This is a genomic window from Sulfuricurvum sp. (assembly GCF_041651515.1).
Classification (GTDB): Bacteria; Campylobacterota; Campylobacteria; order Campylobacterales; family Sulfurimonadaceae; genus Sulfuricurvum.
On sequence record NZ_JBAZJF010000010.1, the window covers coordinates 17,585 to 34,562 of the forward strand.

Genomic DNA, 16,978 nt, shown 5'->3' on the forward strand with positions numbered 1-16,978 from the left:
ATAAAATGTCTTTAGAATAATAGAGAATGGGGAACTGCGAGATGGTTAGAGCAGGAGTATTTGGTGCAGGCGGTCGTGTCGGTCGATTGTTGATTGAGGATTTGCGCCATGAGAGCGAGATTTCACTTGGGGCTGTATATGTCCGTAATGAGCTTAATTTCTCAATTGATCCATCAGTTTTGGTGACCAACGATATGGCCACGTTGCTCAAAGGCTCGGATGTTATTATCGATTTTTCCCTTCCTGAAGCAACACAAATTTTACTTGAAGAAGCAATCAAACATCCTAAACCGTTGGTTATAGGGACAACCGGTTTGGATGAACATCAGATGAATTTGCTTAAAACGGCAAGTGAATCAATGCCGATTTTGTATGCGACCAATATGTCATTAGGGGTTGCATTACTCAATAAATTGGTCTATGCCGCATCCAAAACGTTGAGCGGATTTGATATTGAAATTGTCGAACAACATCACCGTCACAAAAAAGATGCCCCAAGCGGAACGGCGTTAACTTTGGCTCACTCGGCGGCAGCGGGACGTAACTTGGATTTGGATAAGGTTCGTGTTAGCGGACGTAACGGCAATATCGGTGAGCGCTCCCAAGATGAGATAGCTGTTATGGCATTGCGCGGTGGGGATATCGTCGGGCGTCATACGGTCGGGTTCTATAATGACGGTGAGTTTATTGAACTGCATCACACCGCAACAAGTCGCAATACCTTTTCCAAAGGGGCGATTCGTGCAGGAAAATGGTTGGTAGGCAAGCCAAACGGCTTATACGCGATTAGCGATTGTTTAGATATTGAGTAAGGATTTTTTGTGCGTAGCTTAAATGAAAAATGTGCGGTAGTCGGTATTTTTGATCATCCTGAGGCCTCTAAACTGGCTTATTTCTCTCTTCACGCCTTACAACATCGTGGACAAGAGGCTGCCGGGATCAGTACGAGTAATGGTGAAAAACTTTTCACGATTAAAGATCGAGGGTTAGTTACGCAAGTATTCGATACCCAAAAGCTGAATACCCTCAAAGGGAATATGGCCATAGGGCATACCCGTTATTCAACAGCAGGGGATGACTCGATTTTAGACGCACAGCCGGTGTTTGCCCGCTATGATTTGGGCGAGATGTCGATTGTTCATAACGGAAATCTTACCAATGCCAAAGTCGTGCGTGATGCCTTGATCAAAAAAGGGGCGATTTTTCAGACGTATATGGATACGGAAAACTTGATCCATTTGATTGCTAAAAGCGATCAGCACCATTTGACCGATCGTATTATTGATGCAGTGAAAAAAATTGAGGGGGCCTATTCTCTCGTTTTCCTAAGTCGTTCTAAAATGTTCGCGATGCGTGATCCGCATGGCTTCCGTCCTTTGAGCCTCGGACGTGTTGGAGACGGATACGTAGTTGCTTCGGAAACGTGTGCGTTTGATTTGATCGGTGCGGAGTATATCCGTGATGTTGAACCGGGGGAACTCCTCATTTTCGAAAAAGGAAAAGCGCCGAAGTCAATCAAAGTATTTGAACCGACTCCGAAACATTGTATTTTTGAGTATGTTTATTTTGCCCGTCCGGATTCGAATGTTTACAATCAAAACGTCTATGAAATGCGTAAAGCGATGGGAAAAGCACTTGCACAAGAGCAGCCGATTGAAGCGGACATGGTTGTTCCTGTTCCGGATGGCGGCGTTCCTGCGGCAATCGGATATTCACAGCAAAGCGGCATCCCTTTCGAGATGGCAATTATGCGTAATCACTATATCGGTCGTACATTTATCGAGCCGACTCAAGAGATGCGTGATCTTAAAGTTAAAATGAAGCTCTCTCCGATTAATGATCTTATTCGTGGGAAACGCCTTATCGTCGTTGATGACTCTATTGTGCGTGGAACGACCAGCCGTCAGATCGTTCGTATGCTGAAAGCGGCAGGGGCTGCTGAAGTCCATATGCGTATCTCCAGCCCTCCGACAACCGATCCGTGTTACTACGGCGTGGATACGCCGGATAAAGAGAAACTGATCGCAGCGAATATGACCAATGCGGAGATTTGTGCGTTTATTGAAGCCGATTCGCTTGGCTATTTGAGCAATGAAGCGTTGTTGAGCAGTGTCAACGGCAAGGAAGAGAATTACTGTACCGCCTGTTTTACCGGCAAATACATTATCTAAGGGATAAGAATGCGGGAGCAAATTTTTACCTTCGGGCAATATTTGCACCGTAAATTCGGGGGCAAAGTCTCTAAAGTCCCTGTCTCAATCTCCGGATTTACCTGTCCTAATATCGATGGAACCGTAGCAAAAGGGGGATGCACTTTTTGCGAAAATGACTCTTTTAGCCCCAGTTTGGATCGAGCCAAAGAGCTAAAAGGTTTTTTCCTCAATTTATCTTCCGCTTCAAATCCCCATTTGGATAAACAGCTTCAGCAGCTGCAGTGGCAGTTTGATGCACTCTCTAAGCGATTAAGAGATGAAAACAGCGCAGAACGTTACCTTGTCTATTTTCAAAGTTTTACAAACACCTATGCCCCACTGAGTACCCTTAAAGCCCTTTATGAGAAAGCGCTCTCTTTCAATAATGTGGTTGGACTCAGCATCGGTACCCGATCAGACAGTATTAGTGATGAGACATTCGAATATCTAGCAGAGCTTTCTCAAAAAACAGAAATTTGGATTGAGTTTGGAATACAGTCAATTTTTGATGAAACGTTGCAACGGGTAAATCGCGGACATGACAGTGCGAATGTTGAAGCGGCAATTCTAAAAGCAAAAAAATACGGTTTGAATGTATGCGGTCATTTAATCTTCGGACTTCCCGGAGAGGACAAAGTCATGATGCTTGAAACGGCAAAGCGGGCTTATACACTTGGGATTGATTCGGTCAAATATCATCCTCTTTATGTAGTTAAACGAACCGCTTTGGCCAATGAATATGCCCGAGGGGAGTTTACCCCTATTACGCAAGAGTTGTATGCTGAGGTGCTTAGCGAAGCCATTCTCTTAAAACCCTCCCATGTTAGTGTTCAGCGTATCAGTGCCGGTATTGATGATGAATCGCTAATAGCACCGCAATGGTGCAAAGATAAAAATGTCCAATTGCGGATTTTAAATAGTGCGCTTAAAGAAGTGGGATTAAAATATTAATACACTTTTCCATTGACTTCATAATAACCGTTGGTGAAGTAGGGGGGATAATCCAAGTAGATGATAAATGATTTGGAACTTCCAGGATCCAAATAATCGGCAATAACATGTTCTGAAATAATATTTTGAGGTTTTGATCCGGGGTTGTCCCCTTTGTACACTTCGGCAAAAGCGGTCGGTTGGTTGAATTGCTGTCGTTTTTTATCTCTGCCATGGCTTGAATTGATTAATTTAATGACACCGATGACATTGGCTACGGGAAATTTGCCGGTATTTCGGACGACCCCTTTAATCATAAGCTGTTCTGTTTGATAGAGATGCTTATCCTCAACTTGTGATACTTCAACCTGATACACCGACTGATTGATGAGTTCCCATACAAAGAACATGATAAGGGCAAGCATTAAATTTATACTGATAAAGATAGACCATTTCGAATCGCTGCGAAACGCTAAAGCGGTCGCTAATAGTGAAAGAAGGGCAATCGCTCCAATGAGCAAATAATGCCAGTAGGTTAAGGGGCTCATCTGCACTCTCCCTTGAGGGTAATATTATAGTCTTTTGAATATCGGAACGGTTCGACGAAAAGTTTAAACGGTTCAGATTCTCCCGGTTTCAGTTGCTTTTGAATTTTCAAAGAAGATTTTTTGAAGGGGATATATGGATATACTTTATCAAGGTATTGATTGTGGGAAACTTTATAGACTCCAGCATGAAGGGTACACTCGCTAAAAGGGCGTTTTGAGGTATTGTTAATATCCCCCTTAATGAGAAGTGCTTCCGTAAACTGGAGGGCTTTGACTTCCCGAATGATAATTGTATGTTTAAAGAGATACTGGTGCAATGCAATGTAACCTCCTACGGGACCCGCCGTCAAAACTCCAAAAGCGACCAGTACAAAGAAAATGGCTATTCCTATTTTATGACGTAAAATGATGGCAAGAATAAGTAGAAGAATAAAGAGAATGATAATTCCCCCAAAGAGGAAATAATCATAAATGATAAGATGATGGATAAAATCGATAATCAGTGTTTTCATTGGTCCCTAGAGTTTTTCTCCGCGATGCCGCTCGTACCAAACCTCCGCGCTAGCTCTTGTTTGACTCGATCGGGAGAGATATTTTTATGTCCCAGTGCGACGAGAACATGATAGACTAGATCGGCACATTCGTAAATAATTTCATTTTCATTGCCGTCTTTGATGGCAAAACTAAATTCTCCCGCCTCTTCAACTACTTTTTTGAGAATAGAGTTATCCCCTTTTGAGAGAAGTTTAGCTGTCCATGATGTCTCTGGATCAGCATTTTTTCGCGAAAGGATTGTATGGTACAACTCGTCAATGATGCCGTACATACTCGCGGTCTCCATTTGAGGTTTACTGATTGTTTCACCGTTTTGCAAATCGGTAAAGAAACATGATTTACGTCCTGTATGACACGCTACCCCTTCTTGACGAACGATGATGAGTAAGGTATCGTTATCGCAATCGAGTAAAAACCGTTCAATATGCTGCACGTGCCCGCTGCTCTCCCCTTTTTTCCAAAGACGCTGTTTAGAACGGGAATAATAGTGAGCAATACGAGTAGAGAGAGAAAGTTCTAACGCGTCACGGTTCATATAAGCCATCATCAGCACTTCCAAAGTGGTGGAGTCTTGGACGATAACGGGAAGTAGCTCTGATTTTTGCCAATCTATGTGATCGAGATTCATGGGTTATTTACCTGTAGAACTTAATTTTTGTGAATCACCTGCTTTGGTATCAAGCCAAATATTCGGGGTAGAACCTCCGGGAGTGAGGAAAATCTTCGCATCTTTATTTTCTTTGAGCGCTTCATTAAATTTCCCTTGAACTTGAATTTGCTCAAGTTTTAACAATCCAGGAGTTAGTGAATTCCCTATAAGACGGTTTGCTTTAGCTTTGGCTTCAGCCTCAATCGTCATAGCGTTCGCTACCCCTTGTGCTTCCGTTTCTTTTTTAAAAGCTTCTTGTTTAGCACGTTCAACATCTTGTTGAGCACGTTCTACCTCTTGTTTTGCTACTTGTACACGCTCGATTTGGTCTTTTACTTTTTGCGGCAGTACGATTTCTCGCAACTGAATTGACTCCAGCTGTGCAGGGGCATTTTTTTGCCCTTCTACCGTAGTACGAATACCGGCTTCGATTTTTTGAGCGATAGCGTTACGCATAATGGGTAAGGATTCCGCTTCATATTGGCCGATGACATTACGGACGACATCACGTGCTACCGGATCAATAATCTTGTCTTCCCAGCTAAATCCCCAGTTAGAAATGGTTTGTGCCGCAAGATGGGCGTTGAGACGGTACTGAACAGTCATATCGATCGAGACCGGCAAACCGCGTTTGTCCAAAACGGTAATTGCCGGTTTGAGCAAGATTCCATCTCCTGCAGTTGAAGCCCGGTCGATTTTATCGGCATAATTGATGATACGTACTTTGGTATCGACAATATAGATTTTTTGAATCAGAGGAATAAGAAAATGGAGCCCTGGCATCAGTGCTTGATCTTCATACTTTCCATTTGTCGATAAAATTCCGCGTTCTCCTTCGGTGATTATAACAAACGGCTTAGCTAAAACAAGCAGTAAAATGAATCCCCCGATAAGCCAAAGCATTCCGGCCTTGTTACCGTTCATATTCAAATCAAACTTTGGAGGTTTGGAGGTATTAAATCCCCCCCCCTTTTGCTCTTCTTTTTTCTTTTTATTAAAATAGTCGTTCATATCACTCGCCATTGAATGCGCCTTTTTAGAATTTTAAAGCCATCGGAATATATCCCGATTGGCTATGTTATCACAAGGCTCACTTCGAAAGACGAGCCCATAATTTTTAGTTGATATAGGTAAGGTAGTGATCGTAAGCAGGATTGCGTCCGCATACGATATCGAAATAAGCAGCTTGAATTTTTTCAGTCAACGGTCCGCGTCCTCCTGCACCGAGCACACGTGCGTCTACTTCGCGAATCGGAGTGATCTCAGCAGCAGTTCCGGTGAGGAACGCTTCATCCGCAACGTAAATCTCTTCACGTGTGATTTTTCTGCGCGTTACTTTGATACCCATGTTTTCTGCCATTTCGATAACCGTTTTCTGAGTGATAGAAACAAGCGAATTGTCATTAGGCGGTGTGATAAGTTCACCGTCTTTTATAAGGAAAAAAGAAGCACCACTCGCCTCAGCAACGTATCCCTCATCATCGAGGAGCAATGCTTCATCATAACCTGCTTCAACCGCTTCAAATTTTGCCATTTGGCTGTTGAGATAGTTTCCTACCGCTTTGGCTTTACCCATATTTGATTTGTTGTTTGGGCGGCTGAATGACGAAATTTTAAGACGAATTCCCCGTTTCATCCCCTCTTCACCGAGGTATGCACCCCATTCCCATGCGGCAACCGAAACTTCAACCGGTGCTTCTTTATGATAAACACCCATTACCCCGTATCCAAGGTAAACGATCGGGCGGAGATAGACATTCTCTCCGGTAAATTCATTAGCACGCAAAAGTTCGATTTGTGCTTGGTTTAACTCTTCTACCGTGTAGGGAACGGTGATAAGGGTCATTTTCGCCGATTCAATCAAACGTTTAGTGTGGTCGTTTAAGCGAAAAATTGCATACCCTTTCGGGGTTTTATACGCTTTAGTCCCTTCGATGGCACCGTTACCGTAGTGCAGTGTGTGGGAAAGGACGTGAATTTTTGCTTCACTCCATGGGAGCAGTTTGCCGTTCATCCAAATGTATTTGGCTTCATTCATAGGGAAGTTCTCCAAAAGAAAAATTCAGTGATTTTAGCGTGAAAGGGGTTTAATGTTTATTAAGATAGAGATAATTCCCGCAATCGCGGGAAAGATTAATGTGAAGGGGTGTTGATCATCCAAATCGAAAAAACATCGAGGTAATTCCAGAAGGATTGGATATATTCAGGATTAATCCCTTCCTCTTCCAGTTTAGGAAGCAAGACGGCATAAAATTCGAGCCATCGTCGGCGTCCATGTTCATCGATACGAAAAGGTGCGTGACGTCCAACCATGCGAGGTTCACCGCGCGTTTGGGCAAAATAATCGGGTCCGCCACAGATTTGGATCAAAAAATCGGCAGCGTGTTTTTTCGCTGCCGTGAAATCTTCTTCATCATTGACAGGGAATAAAAACGAAATATCGCTGTTGCGGATCATTTCGTAATGATCATCAACTAATTTACGGAATCGTTCTTCACCTACTTGGAAAAAAAATCCGGGATGGGGTTTGGTAACCGGGGGGCGTACGCCTAAAACACCGTCGGTGATTTTAAGTTCCATGTAATGTATCCTTTGTGTAGTTTTAGGACATATTTTAAAGACTTTGCAGAAAGAAAATGCTTAAAATCATCTTTTTTGTATATATTCTAGTAATAATACGTATAATTGAAACATATTTTTAAAAAATTTCAGAGTTGTTAATTATAGCATAACTTAATAATATGTAAGGGGTAAGGACAATGAGAACTCCAAAAGAGATCCTTATGGAATGGATGGATGCCGTTAATCACGGTGATATTGAGGCTCTTTTATCTTTATATGACGAGAAGGCCGTTTTAATTCCAACGTTTTCAAATAAATTGCCGAATACACCGGATAATCTTCGCGAGTATTTTGAAAAACTTGGGAATCGTGAAGGGCTAAGTATAGCATTGCATGAAAAAACATTGCATGTTCAGCCTATAAAAGATGAGATTTGTAGTTTGAGCGGTATTTACAATTGGCGTTTTGATGTTGAAGGAGAGATGCTCAATTTTGAAGCTAGGTTTAGTTATATTTTAGATATTTCTAAGCCAAGACCAATCATGCATCATCATTCTTCTCAAGTACCACGCATGTTGTAATGCAAATTATCAGAAAGTAAAAAAAAGGGGTAAAAATGAAATTTGTTTCCATTGTAATGGGTAGTAAAAGTGATTATGAAGTGATGAAGTCGTGTGCAGAAACTTTAGAGTCTTTTGGGGTTGCATATGAACTAATCATCTCTTCAGCGCATCGTTCACCGGAGCGAACTAAAAATTATATCGAAGAGGCAGAAAAAAAAGGGGCGCAGGTTTTTATAGCAGCAGCTGGAATGGCAGCGCATTTGGCGGGAGTCTTGGCATCTAAAACGACGAAACCTATTATTGGGGTACCGATGAGTGCATCGGCTCTTAGCGGTATTGATGCTCTTCTTTCGACCGTTCAAATGCCAGCCGGAATGCCAGTGGCTACAGTGGCTATCGGAAAAGCAGGTGCTATTAACTCAGCCTATTTGGCAATTCAAATTTTAGCACTTCAAAATGAAGCGTTACACCAAAAGCTTCTCGAAGACAGAGTTGCTAAAGCACGACAAGTTGAGACGGATTCTTTAGGGATTGAAACTAAACTGTAACATCACAAACACGTCAGCCTTTGTCCTGTATCGGATAAAAATTTTGAGATCCAACTCACATAACCAAGGAAGAGATAATGCTGCAAGATTTTTCAGTGGTTGAAGATAATGCTCTTTCAATTGAGTGTTTTTTGAAAGACAATTGTAAAAAGAGAGTAAAGCCTACGATTTTAAGAGATGTTAAAACGGAAGCCTTGCTGGTTTTTGCCAGAACTGCGTTAGAACGGTATTTTTATCAAGCAGAAGAGAGTGCGTGTGATTTATCGGTTGGGACGAAAGCGGACACGGAGTATGTCTATGATACATTAAGAGATTTGAGAGACAAGCTTCAAGAGTGTGTTGTAAACGTGGATTATCTGCTTACATTGGCTAAATATGCTGATAAATATCCACACCTCAAAAAATTAGCCAAATATGAAGAGCCGTTGAAAGATTATTATAATGCAATGGCGCAAAAAGTGGTTAGCCATTTCTCCGATAAGCCTTCATTTATACCCGAATTTTTAGTTATTTGTATACTAAGCCACTGGATACTTGAAGAGGAAAAGTCTGTACATCTTTATCCTTTTTTAAAAGAAATTGACTTTGCCCTATTAATTGATAAATTTGAAACCAATAGAGAATATTTTGAACAGACCAATGATGGGATTATTGAAGATATGCATAATATTTCTGTGGGCATCGTCGAAAAGCTCAAAGAGAAAAAATACAAAGTAAATCCTAAAAGGGTTTCTAAGGTTAGAAGCAAGAAAAAATAACACCAAATTTTTTTATGTCATGATTTGTATAATTTTGAATATTGTTGAATATAGGGGAGAGAAATATGAAAGCACATATTTGGATGGGATCGGAAGAGATACACGCCCTAAATTATAGCGAGCGTTTTAGCCCGTATGACGGACGAATTGTCTCGTATGCTGCGGTCTGTAGTGCGCAAGATGCTTTAGCAGCATTAAGCATTGCACAAAAAGCGGCAAAAATTGCCCGTAAATCTCCGCTGCATCAACGATGTGCATGGCTATTAGATGTTGCTTCAACGTTACGTGAACAACGCGAAGAGTTTGCACGTGTATTGTGTGATGAGGTGGGGAAGCCGATCACCTATGCCCGAATTGAAGTGGATCGATGCATCGAAACGATTATTCTCTCTGCCGAGACAATGCGCACGATGCACGGAGAGACGATCAATACCGATGCGATGCCAAGTGGTAGATCGGCTCATGCGTATTGGCGACGTGAGGCAGTTGGGGTTGTGGTCGCTATTACTCCGTTTAACTTTCCTCTTAATCTTGTAGCACATAAGCTTGCCCCCGCACTGGTAGCGGGAAATGCAGTGGTACTCAAACCAACTCCGGAAGCCCCTTTATGTGCCTATAAACTGGCAAAACTTTTTATCGAAAGCCCTTATGCTATCCCCGATGCATTAAGTGTCGTTTATGGTGATGCGGAAGTCGGTAGTGCACTTGTGAGCAGTGACATTCCCCGTGTTATCAGTTTTACCGGATCAGTGGGTGTCGGAAATATCATTACCCGCAGTGCCGGGATTAAAAAAGTCTCTCTTGAACTGGGAGGTAATGCGGCGACTTACATCGATGCGAGTGCCGATTTGGCGTATGCGGCGTCACGTTGTGCGATAGGGGCATTTGTCAATTCGGGGCAGGTATGTATCTCATTGCAGCGTATTTACGTTGATAGTGCCGTTTACGACTCATTTTCCGCTAAGATGGCGGAAGCGACTGAGAAACTGATTGTCGGTTCACCGTATGATGAGGCTACATTTTTAGGGCCGTTGATTAATGAAGAAGCTGCAACGCGAGCTATGAGTTGGGTAGGGAGTGCAATAGCAGAAGGTGCACGAGCCCTTATGGTGCCAAAAAGTGAGGGGCAAATTTTTTACCCCTGTGTCATGGCGGATGTAACGGAGTCCATGAAAATTGTGTGTGAAGAGGTTTTTGCCCCTATTGTTAGTCTGGTTCGGGTTGATGGAATCGATGATGCAATTGAACGGATGAATAATTCACCCTATGGGTTGCAATTTTCAGTCTTTACCAACAATCTAGCTCACGCAATCAAGGCCATAGATGAACTTGATGCAGGAGGGGTCGTGATCAATGATATGCCGACACTCCGTTTTGATATTCAGCCTTACGGTGGTGTGAAACTCAGCGGTGTAGGACGTGAAGGGCCACGATTCGCTATCGAAGAGTTTACCGAAATTAAATCAATCGTAATTTTATAAAAAGGTATTAATGATGTTAGAAGTAGGAACCACAGCTCCCGATTTTTGTTTAAGTAACCAAGACGATGTAGAGATTTGTTTGCGTGATTTACGTGGAAAGTGGATTGTACTCTATTTTTATCCGAAAGATTCGACTCCCGGATGCACGACGGAAGCCTGTGAGTTTACCAGCGCAATGGATGATTATGATGATCTTGGGGCAATTATTTTGGGTGTGAGTGCCGACAGTACGCAATCGCATCGTAATTTTATTGAGAGACAATCGCTCTCTATTACGTTGTTGAGTGATCCGACAACGCAAATGATGCAAAGCTATGCTGTATGGGCAATGAAAAAAAATTATGGCAAAGAGTATATGGGTATCGTCCGTTCAACCTATATTATTGATCCCAAAGGGATTATCAAAGCGGCATGGAGCAATGTCAAAGTAAAAGATCATGTGGAAAAAGTGAAAGAAGAATTGGTTACGTTACAAGGATGAGCACAGATCCCCGTTTTAGGGGAATCTTAAGAAAATAGAAAATTAAAATCTATAACGGATATACGCACGGATATCTTGTGCTTTATCTACGATTTGGCTTCCATACCCAGCTATTAGAGCATCCCCCATCGACATTGGCGTTCCTGATTGGCTACCGAAGAATCCATTGCTACCGCTATAATTGTAATTGATATAGGTATAGCGTAGTTGGAAGGTCAGGATGTCATCAACCAACGGTTCTGTGAAATAGAGCTCGTAGGCATCCCCGCGTGTTGCAATTTTTGATCCAATCATAGTATCTTCAGCGTAAGTAATTGAACGCCAGTATTGGCTTCCATGATTAAATTCGATACCCCATTTTCCCTCATCACTGATGAGAGAGGGCATTTGAGTGCCGATCCAATAGCTGTAACCTCTTTTATTTTCCATTGAACCTAACATACCTTGCTGAAGAGGTCCATGATAAGGATCCGTTTGAGACATGGCACCACTGACAAAAACAGTAGTACCATCTAGATAGTCGCTCCATCCATCACCGATTCCATTGGCCATTACAAAAGCGGTTGCGGTATGAAGTCCACCAACCGTTTCCATCCCTAATGCCGGATTAGCGGCATTAACATTGTCGATTAGATTATTGGCATAGGTATATTGCATTCCGGTACTGTATTGTTTATCATCATAAGGGACAAGAATGATTCCCGCCATGTCGATATTGTTTGTTTTAGCGTCTTGAGTGCTGTAAGGGGCAGCGCTGAATCGCGGTTCGGCATTACTCATTCCGCGTCCTGCACAAAGTTTGAAATAGGATCCGGTGAGTCCTGTTAGCCCTTCGGTTCCGAATTTAGCACTCGCACCGTCAAATTCAACATTGATAGCGTGTGCGAGGGGCGATGAAGCCTGGTCATCTTCACGAAGGTTAGCAAGATGTCCTCCGGTAGAGGGACGACGACCGATACTGAATGTCCATGGGATATCGGCGCCGAAGAGTTCATCATTGGTGTAAAAGAAATAAGCGGAACGGACCCTGAGGATATCATTATAGGCGGCTTCGCTGCTTATCCAGTCAAATCCTTCCATTCCGGTAGAGGTATTTCCGGTTGTAGAACGTTGACCATAGATTTTATTATAGGCGAGTTGACCGACAAAACTAAGATTTTTAGTTGCGGCATAGCTCATATTGAGCCATAAACGGTTACTGAAAAGGGCATCATTCTTTTGTTTGCTTCCATCTGCCATTTTATAACTTAAGTTATCGACGCTGGTGCGGAAATCTACCCCGAATTTGAGATTATTACCGTTGGTCTTCTTATTGAGATTACTTAATTGGTCTTGGATGTCTTCGAGGGTTTCTGATACGTCTTTAGCCCCATCGGATGAAGCTACTTCGACTTTGGAAGGGGCAGTGTCGGCTTTAGGAGCGGCTGCCGCTTTTTCGGCTTTAAGCGCGTTGATTTCCGCTTTGAGGGCGGCCATTTCACTCTCCATCTTTTCAAACCGTTGCATGAGAGTATCATCCGCTATGCCGCTGGTAGCAAGTAGTGCAGCAGCGACGACTGAACCTAAAAATCGTGTTTTCATCAAGTTACTCCTTTAATTAATGCCATCGCATTCTTGTCAATGATATTAGCAAAAATTATATAAAAGTAATTTGAATATAACAAAATTTGTGTGATAAAAACGTGAGATTTAACCCATATTAAATACAGCTACAATTAAGTGCCGTTTCAGTATAATCCGCCCGATTTTCTCTCCTCATTTGATGACGTAAGAAAAAAATCGCAAGCGAATCGTGCTGTTCTCGTGCATCCGATGTTTCATCGGCTCTGTTTGCGCTCGCCCAAGTAAACGAAGAACATAATATTTCTCTATCAGGAGTCCCTTATGGTCACAATGAAAGACCTTCTCGAATGTGGTGTACACTTCGGTCACCAAACGCGTCGTTGGAATCCGAAAATGAAAAAATACATTTTCGGTGTTCGTAAAAATATTTATATCATCGACCTTCAAAAAACATTGCGTTATTTTCGCGGTGCTTACCAAATCGTTCTTGATGCTGCGGCTGAAGGTAAAACCGTTCTTTTCGTAGGAACTAAAAAACAAGCTCGCGTAGCGATCCGTGAAGCGGCTGAAAAATGTGGTATGCCATACGTTGATAATCGTTGGTTGGGTGGAATGCTAACTAACTTCCCTACAATCCAAAAATCAATCCGTAAACTTGATATCATCGAAGAGATGCAAGCAAACGGACAAATCAACCTTTTGACTAAAAAAGAAGCGTTGATGATGGATCGTCAAAAAGACAAATTGATTGCATACCTTGGCGGTATCCGTCATATGAAAACTTTGCCGGACATGATGTTTGTTATCGATGCGGTTAAAGAACACATCGCGGTACAAGAAGCGCGTAACCTTGGAATCCAAGTTGTTGCACCACTTGATACCAACTGTGATCCAGACGTTATCGATATTCCAATCCCTGGAAATGATGATGCGATCCGTTCTATCCAACTTTTCTGTAAAGAAATGGCTGAAGCGATCAACGAAGGTAAAGCACTTCGCAACGGCGGAAACGACGAAGCGGTAGCGGAAGAAGCAACTGCGGAAGAAGTTTTCGAAGCGGCATCTGAAGAAGTAGCAGAGGAAGCATAATCATGGCAGAAATTACAGCAGCTATGGTAAAAGATCTCAGATCGGCGACTGATGCACCTATGATGGATTGCAAAAAAGCCCTTACTGAGTGTGATGGTGATATGGAAAAAGCGAAAGAATTTTTACGTGATCGCGGTATGGCTCAAACAGCTAAAAAAGCGGATCGTGTAGCGGCAGAGGGACTTTTGGGTCTTAAAGTTGCTGAAACTTTCGCTTCTGCTTCGTTGGTAGAAATTAACTCTGAAACCGATTTCGTTGCAAAAAATGACGGTTTCATTAACCTCGTAGGCAACACTGCGGCACACGTATTTACTACAGGTGTTAGCACGGTAGAAGAGTTGAATGAAACATCGTATGAAACAGGGACTTTCTCTGAGTATTTTACGGCACAAGTAGCTCGTATCGGTGAAAAAATCGTAACTCGTCGTTTTGTAACCCTCAATGCGGGTGAAAACGGATGCGTTAACGGTTACGTTCACTCAAATGGCCGTGTAGGTGTTTTGGTTGCAGTTAATTGCGACAGTAAAAAAACGGCTGAAGCGATTGCACCGATGATCAAAAACATCGCGATGCACGCAGCGGCAATGAAACCTACAACGCTCAGTTACAAAGATTTCGACCCTAAATTTGTTGAAGAAGAGACCATTGGTCGTATCGAAGCGATCAAAACGGAAAATGAAGAGCTTGGACGTTTGAAAAAACCTCTTAAAAATGTTCCTCAATACATCTCTATGATGCAATTGACTCCAGAGGTTATGGCTGCTGCTGAAGAAGCGATCAAAGCAAAGTTGCTAGCGGACGGTAAACCGGAGAAAATCTGGGCAAATATCATCCCTGGACAATTGGCTCGTTTCGTAGCGGACAATACTACATTGGATAAAGAGCTTGCATTGTTGGATCAAAACTATGTTATGGACGATTCTTTGACCGTAGCACAGGCATTGACCAAAGAGGCTGCGGCTCACGGCGGTACTGCTGAAATCGTTGAATTCGTAAAATACGAAGTCGGCGAAGGTATCGAAAAACAAGTCAACGACTTCGCTGCCGAAGTCGCTGCACAAATGAGTTAAGAGGTTTTTCCTCTTTTCTCTGATTCTCGCTTTTTGCGGGGAACTTTCCTCGATTTTCCCTTTTTTAATCCTATATCCTTTATAATTCTTTTATGACACTTTTAAAAGCAACCTCACTATCTCATCGTTTTGATTATCCGCTATTGAGTGATGTTTCCCTCGAGCTCAATGAACGAGAAACCATCGCGATTGTCGGAGTAAGCGGCAGCGGTAAATCGACGCTGCTCCACATCCTCTCTTCACTTTTACGTCCGAATGAGGGGAGTGTTGAATTGTTCGGTGAAAATATTTACACTCTGGATGATAAAAAGCTGGTGAGATTACGACGGAATGATTTAGGACTTATTTATCAAAGTCACTATCTTTTCAAGGGATTTAGCGCATACGAAAATCTCGAAGTAGCAGCAATTTTGGCGGGAGAAAGCATCGACCCTATACTGCTTGAACGCCTCGGAATTGGGCATGTGATTACTCAAAAAGTGACGGAACTCTCCGGAGGTCAGCAGCAGCGCGTTTCGATAGCGCGAATATTGTCGAAAAAACCACGAATCATCTTCGCCGATGAACCGACCGGAAATTTGGATCACGCTACTGCGGAAGAGGTGATGCATATTTTTCATGATTATGTCCGAAATCACAATGCCGCAATGGTTCTTGTAACCCATGATGAGGCACTTGCCAAACAATGTAATCGGGTGTATCGGATGCGTGAAGGGCATTTGGTAGAGGTGTAGAGATGGAGTGGGCAGAGATATTCAGCGAAGGGCGAACAGTCGCATTTATCCTCCTATTTACCCGTTTTAGTGCACTGTTTATGGCGGTTCCGATATTTTCACATGCCAATATTCCTGTATCGATCAAAGCGGCTATGGCTTTTTTCTTTACGATACTTTTTTTCGGAGCTGTTCCAGCTTTGAATATTCCCACCGATAGTTTAAGCTTGACCGTAGCTATATTGGGTGAAATGCTTTTCGGATTGGCCGTAGGAACCGTCTTGCAACTGGCGTATAATGTTATTACGTTTGCCGGTGGACAAATTTCGTTTATGATGGGTTTTTCACTGGCGTCGGCAATTGATCCTCAATCAGGTATTTCGATGCCGATTGTAAGCCAGTTTTTATCGTTATTGGCTTTAATGACGCTGCTCATGTTTGATCTGCACCATTGGATACTGCTTTATGCCTCTGAATCAATTGCTCATGTACCGTTGGGCGGATTTATGGTGACACCTACGTTGTTTAGCTATATTATTCATGCAGCCGGTAATATGTTTGTGGTCGGATTTATGATTGCGTTTCCGATAACGGCATTATCTATGCTAGCCGATGTTATTTTCGGTATGTTAATGAAAACGATGCCTCAATTTAACTTATTGGTTATCGGGACACCGATTAAGATTGCTATTGCTTTTGTCGTATTGATGGTGACATTAGCTGCGACCTTACAGATCGTCACGATACAGACCCAAGATGCGTATAATTTTTTGGACAAATTATTCTAAATACGCCTTAGAGCGCTTAATGAGAGGTAAGAATATTGTTTGTAAAGATCTGAGTTCGACAGCATCATCACTGCAGTGTACGATAGAGGTATTTTGTATAAAGCTTTCTGAATCGATAGAAGCTGAGAACGTACATACTTGCTGGTTATCAATAATAATGATGCTCCCCTCAAGGGGTCTGCCGATCAGGGTACGGACATCAACCCGCTCATATTGAGCAACAGATAAAGGGTCACCTTTAAGGGATTGGACAATGAGGGTCAAATGCGAACCTCGTTTAACCGCTTCCAGTGACGCACGTTTCAGTGAAACGTGGTTAAAAGAGGGAGAAATAATTAAAATTTCACTGCGGGAATGTTTTAATATCCCTTCCAAGGTATGGGAAAAAACGGCACCGGAATCGGGCAAGAGATAATCAATAGTATTTCCATAGGTAAGTGAAAAAACAAAAAGAAGAGGGAGAAATTTTATCATTTTATTCTTTTTTA

Annotated in this window: 20 protein-coding genes; 12 read left to right on the forward strand and 8 right to left on the reverse strand. The window is 42.4% G+C overall.

Features of this window, described 5'->3' with window-relative positions:
- Positions 1 to 41 precede the first annotated feature (41 nt).
- From dapB to WC407_RS13280, 3 genes are read left to right on the forward strand one after another with little or no spacing between them, the layout of a single operon-like run.
- Positions 42 to 812 (forward strand): 4-hydroxy-tetrahydrodipicolinate reductase, encoded by a 771-nt coding sequence (dapB, locus tag WC407_RS13270; RefSeq protein WP_373023155.1) that lies wholly within the window; start codon positions 42 to 44, stop codon positions 810 to 812.
- A 9-nt stretch (positions 813 to 821) separates the two neighbouring features.
- Positions 822 to 2,171 carry an amidophosphoribosyltransferase gene (gene purF, locus WC407_RS13275; protein WP_373023156.1) on the forward strand — a complete coding sequence of 450 codons (1,350 nt, stop codon included), beginning with the start codon at positions 822 to 824 and terminating at the stop codon, positions 2,169 to 2,171.
- A 9-nt stretch (positions 2,172 to 2,180) separates the two neighbouring features.
- Positions 2,181 to 3,143 carry a TIGR01212 family radical SAM protein gene (locus tag WC407_RS13280; RefSeq protein ID WP_373023157.1) on the forward strand — a complete coding sequence of 321 codons (963 nt, stop codon included), beginning with the start codon at positions 2,181 to 2,183 and terminating at the stop codon, positions 3,141 to 3,143.
- Here WC407_RS13280 and WC407_RS13285 read toward each other — a convergent pair.
- The 6 genes from WC407_RS13285 to WC407_RS13310 form a co-directional block, all read right to left on the reverse strand.
- Positions 3,140 to 3,670 carry a DUF2393 family protein gene (locus WC407_RS13285; protein WP_373023158.1) on the reverse strand — a complete coding sequence of 177 codons (531 nt, stop codon included), beginning with the start codon at positions 3,668 to 3,670 and terminating at the stop codon, positions 3,140 to 3,142. The two genes, WC407_RS13280 and WC407_RS13285, sit on opposite strands and share 4 nt — an antisense overlap.
- Positions 3,667 to 4,182: a DUF2393 family protein gene (locus WC407_RS13290; protein WP_373023159.1), complete on the reverse strand. Its 516-nt coding sequence runs from the start codon at positions 4,180 to 4,182 to the stop codon at positions 3,667 to 3,669. Before WC407_RS13290 ends, WC407_RS13285 begins: the two co-directional genes overlap by 4 nt.
- Positions 4,179 to 4,853 carry a bifunctional phosphoribosyl-AMP cyclohydrolase/phosphoribosyl-ATP diphosphatase HisIE gene (gene hisIE, locus WC407_RS13295; protein ID WP_373023160.1) on the reverse strand — a complete coding sequence of 225 codons (675 nt, stop codon included), beginning with the start codon at positions 4,851 to 4,853 and terminating at the stop codon, positions 4,179 to 4,181. Before hisIE ends, WC407_RS13290 begins: the two co-directional genes overlap by 4 nt.
- 3 nt (positions 4,854 to 4,856) lie before the next feature.
- Positions 4,857 to 5,897 (reverse strand): prohibitin family protein, encoded by a 1,041-nt coding sequence (locus WC407_RS13300; protein ID WP_373023161.1) that lies wholly within the window; start codon positions 5,895 to 5,897, stop codon positions 4,857 to 4,859.
- A 94-nt stretch (positions 5,898 to 5,991) separates the two neighbouring features.
- On the reverse strand, positions 5,992 to 6,912 hold the full coding sequence (locus WC407_RS13305) for a branched-chain amino acid transaminase (RefSeq protein ID WP_373023163.1): 921 nt from the start codon (positions 6,910 to 6,912) through the stop codon (positions 5,992 to 5,994).
- 95 nt (positions 6,913 to 7,007) lie between these two features.
- A complete protein-coding gene (locus tag WC407_RS13310) occupies positions 7,008 to 7,454 on the reverse strand; it encodes a globin (protein ID WP_373023164.1) in 447 nt (148 codons plus the stop codon).
- Between the two features lie 179 nt (positions 7,455 to 7,633).
- On the opposite strand from WC407_RS13310, the gene WC407_RS13315 reads away from it, so the two are divergent.
- From WC407_RS13315 to WC407_RS13335, 5 genes are all read left to right on the forward strand, one after another.
- The gene (locus WC407_RS13315; protein ID WP_373023165.1) at positions 7,634 to 8,017 is read left to right on the forward strand and encodes a DUF4440 domain-containing protein; all 384 of its coding nucleotides are present in this window, start codon (positions 7,634 to 7,636) and stop codon (positions 8,015 to 8,017) included.
- Between the two features lie 35 nt (positions 8,018 to 8,052).
- On the forward strand, positions 8,053 to 8,547 hold the full coding sequence (gene purE / locus WC407_RS13320; protein WP_373023166.1) for a 5-(carboxyamino)imidazole ribonucleotide mutase: 495 nt from the start codon (positions 8,053 to 8,055) through the stop codon (positions 8,545 to 8,547).
- Between the two features lie 77 nt (positions 8,548 to 8,624).
- A complete protein-coding gene (locus WC407_RS13325; protein WP_373023167.1) occupies positions 8,625 to 9,305 on the forward strand; it encodes a hypothetical protein in 681 nt (226 codons plus the stop codon).
- A 65-nt stretch (positions 9,306 to 9,370) separates the two neighbouring features.
- On the forward strand, positions 9,371 to 10,786 hold the full coding sequence (locus WC407_RS13330; protein WP_373023168.1) for an aldehyde dehydrogenase family protein: 1,416 nt from the start codon (positions 9,371 to 9,373) through the stop codon (positions 10,784 to 10,786).
- A gap of 13 nt (positions 10,787 to 10,799) precedes the next feature.
- Positions 10,800 to 11,267 (forward strand): peroxiredoxin, encoded by a 468-nt coding sequence (locus WC407_RS13335; RefSeq protein ID WP_373023201.1) that lies wholly within the window; start codon positions 10,800 to 10,802, stop codon positions 11,265 to 11,267.
- A 42-nt stretch (positions 11,268 to 11,309) separates the two neighbouring features.
- Here WC407_RS13335 and WC407_RS13340 read toward each other — a convergent pair whose 3' ends face one another.
- Positions 11,310 to 12,848, reverse strand: coding sequence for a DUF3373 family protein (locus WC407_RS13340; RefSeq protein WP_373023169.1), 1,539 nt, complete (start codon positions 12,846 to 12,848; stop codon positions 11,310 to 11,312).
- A 303-nt stretch (positions 12,849 to 13,151) separates the two neighbouring features.
- On the opposite strand from WC407_RS13340, the gene rpsB reads away from it, so the two are divergent.
- From rpsB to fliR, 4 genes are all read left to right on the forward strand, one after another.
- Positions 13,152 to 13,919, forward strand: coding sequence for a 30S ribosomal protein S2 (gene rpsB / locus WC407_RS13345; RefSeq protein ID WP_373023170.1), 768 nt, complete (start codon positions 13,152 to 13,154; stop codon positions 13,917 to 13,919).
- Between the two features lie 2 nt (positions 13,920 to 13,921).
- A complete protein-coding gene (tsf, locus tag WC407_RS13350) occupies positions 13,922 to 14,989 on the forward strand; it encodes a translation elongation factor Ts (RefSeq protein ID WP_373023171.1) in 1,068 nt (355 codons plus the stop codon).
- 92 nt (positions 14,990 to 15,081) lie between these two features.
- A complete protein-coding gene (locus tag WC407_RS13355; RefSeq protein WP_373023172.1) occupies positions 15,082 to 15,723 on the forward strand; it encodes an ABC transporter ATP-binding protein in 642 nt (213 codons plus the stop codon).
- Between the two features lie 2 nt (positions 15,724 to 15,725).
- Complete coding sequence (gene fliR, locus WC407_RS13360; protein ID WP_373023173.1) at positions 15,726 to 16,490, forward strand: flagellar biosynthetic protein FliR; 765 nt, start codon at positions 15,726 to 15,728, stop codon at positions 16,488 to 16,490.
- On the opposite strand, the gene WC407_RS13365 is transcribed toward fliR, so the two are convergent.
- A complete protein-coding gene (locus tag WC407_RS13365; protein ID WP_373023174.1) occupies positions 16,482 to 16,964 on the reverse strand; it encodes a hypothetical protein in 483 nt (160 codons plus the stop codon). The two genes, fliR and WC407_RS13365, sit on opposite strands and share 9 nt — an antisense overlap.
- Between the last annotated feature and the right edge of the window lie 14 nt (positions 16,965 to 16,978).

Excerpts from the sequence above, each read along its gene's own strand:
- purE (WP_373023166.1), top strand. The coding sequence starts at position 8,053 with ATGAAATTTGTTTCCATTGTAATGGGTAGTAAAAGTGATTATGAAGTG.
- WC407_RS13280 (WP_373023157.1), top strand. The coding sequence starts at position 2,181 with ATGCGGGAGCAAATTTTTACCTTCGGGCAATATTTGCACCGTAAATTC.
- WC407_RS13290 (WP_373023159.1), bottom strand. The coding sequence starts at position 4,182 with ATGAAAACACTGATTATCGATTTTATCCATCATCTTATCATTTATGAT.
- hisIE (WP_373023160.1), bottom strand. The coding sequence starts at position 4,853 with ATGAATCTCGATCACATAGATTGGCAAAAATCAGAGCTACTTCCCGTT.
- fliR (WP_373023173.1), top strand. The coding sequence starts at position 15,726 with ATGGAGTGGGCAGAGATATTCAGCGAAGGGCGAACAGTCGCATTTATC.
- rpsB (WP_373023170.1), top strand. The coding sequence starts at position 13,152 with ATGGTCACAATGAAAGACCTTCTCGAATGTGGTGTACACTTCGGTCAC.
- WC407_RS13285 (WP_373023158.1), bottom strand. The coding sequence starts at position 3,670 with ATGAGCCCCTTAACCTACTGGCATTATTTGCTCATTGGAGCGATTGCC.
- WC407_RS13330 (WP_373023168.1), top strand. The coding sequence starts at position 9,371 with ATGAAAGCACATATTTGGATGGGATCGGAAGAGATACACGCCCTAAAT.
- WC407_RS13305 (WP_373023163.1), bottom strand. The coding sequence starts at position 6,912 with ATGAATGAAGCCAAATACATTTGGATGAACGGCAAACTGCTCCCATGG.
- WC407_RS13340 (WP_373023169.1), bottom strand. The coding sequence starts at position 12,848 with ATGAAAACACGATTTTTAGGTTCAGTCGTCGCTGCTGCACTACTTGCT.
- WC407_RS13365 (WP_373023174.1), bottom strand. The coding sequence starts at position 16,964 with ATGATAAAATTTCTCCCTCTTCTTTTTGTTTTTTCACTTACCTATGGA.
- WC407_RS13315 (WP_373023165.1), top strand. The coding sequence starts at position 7,634 with ATGAGAACTCCAAAAGAGATCCTTATGGAATGGATGGATGCCGTTAAT.
- WC407_RS13355 (WP_373023172.1), top strand. The coding sequence starts at position 15,082 with ATGACACTTTTAAAAGCAACCTCACTATCTCATCGTTTTGATTATCCG.
- WC407_RS13335 (WP_373023201.1), top strand. The coding sequence starts at position 10,800 with ATGTTAGAAGTAGGAACCACAGCTCCCGATTTTTGTTTAAGTAACCAA.
- dapB (WP_373023155.1), top strand. The coding sequence starts at position 42 with ATGGTTAGAGCAGGAGTATTTGGTGCAGGCGGTCGTGTCGGTCGATTG.
- WC407_RS13310 (WP_373023164.1), bottom strand. The coding sequence starts at position 7,454 with ATGGAACTTAAAATCACCGACGGTGTTTTAGGCGTACGCCCCCCGGTT.
- WC407_RS13300 (WP_373023161.1), bottom strand. The coding sequence starts at position 5,897 with ATGGCGAGTGATATGAACGACTATTTTAATAAAAAGAAAAAAGAAGAG.
- WC407_RS13325 (WP_373023167.1), top strand. The coding sequence starts at position 8,625 with ATGCTGCAAGATTTTTCAGTGGTTGAAGATAATGCTCTTTCAATTGAG.
- tsf (WP_373023171.1), top strand. The coding sequence starts at position 13,922 with ATGGCAGAAATTACAGCAGCTATGGTAAAAGATCTCAGATCGGCGACT.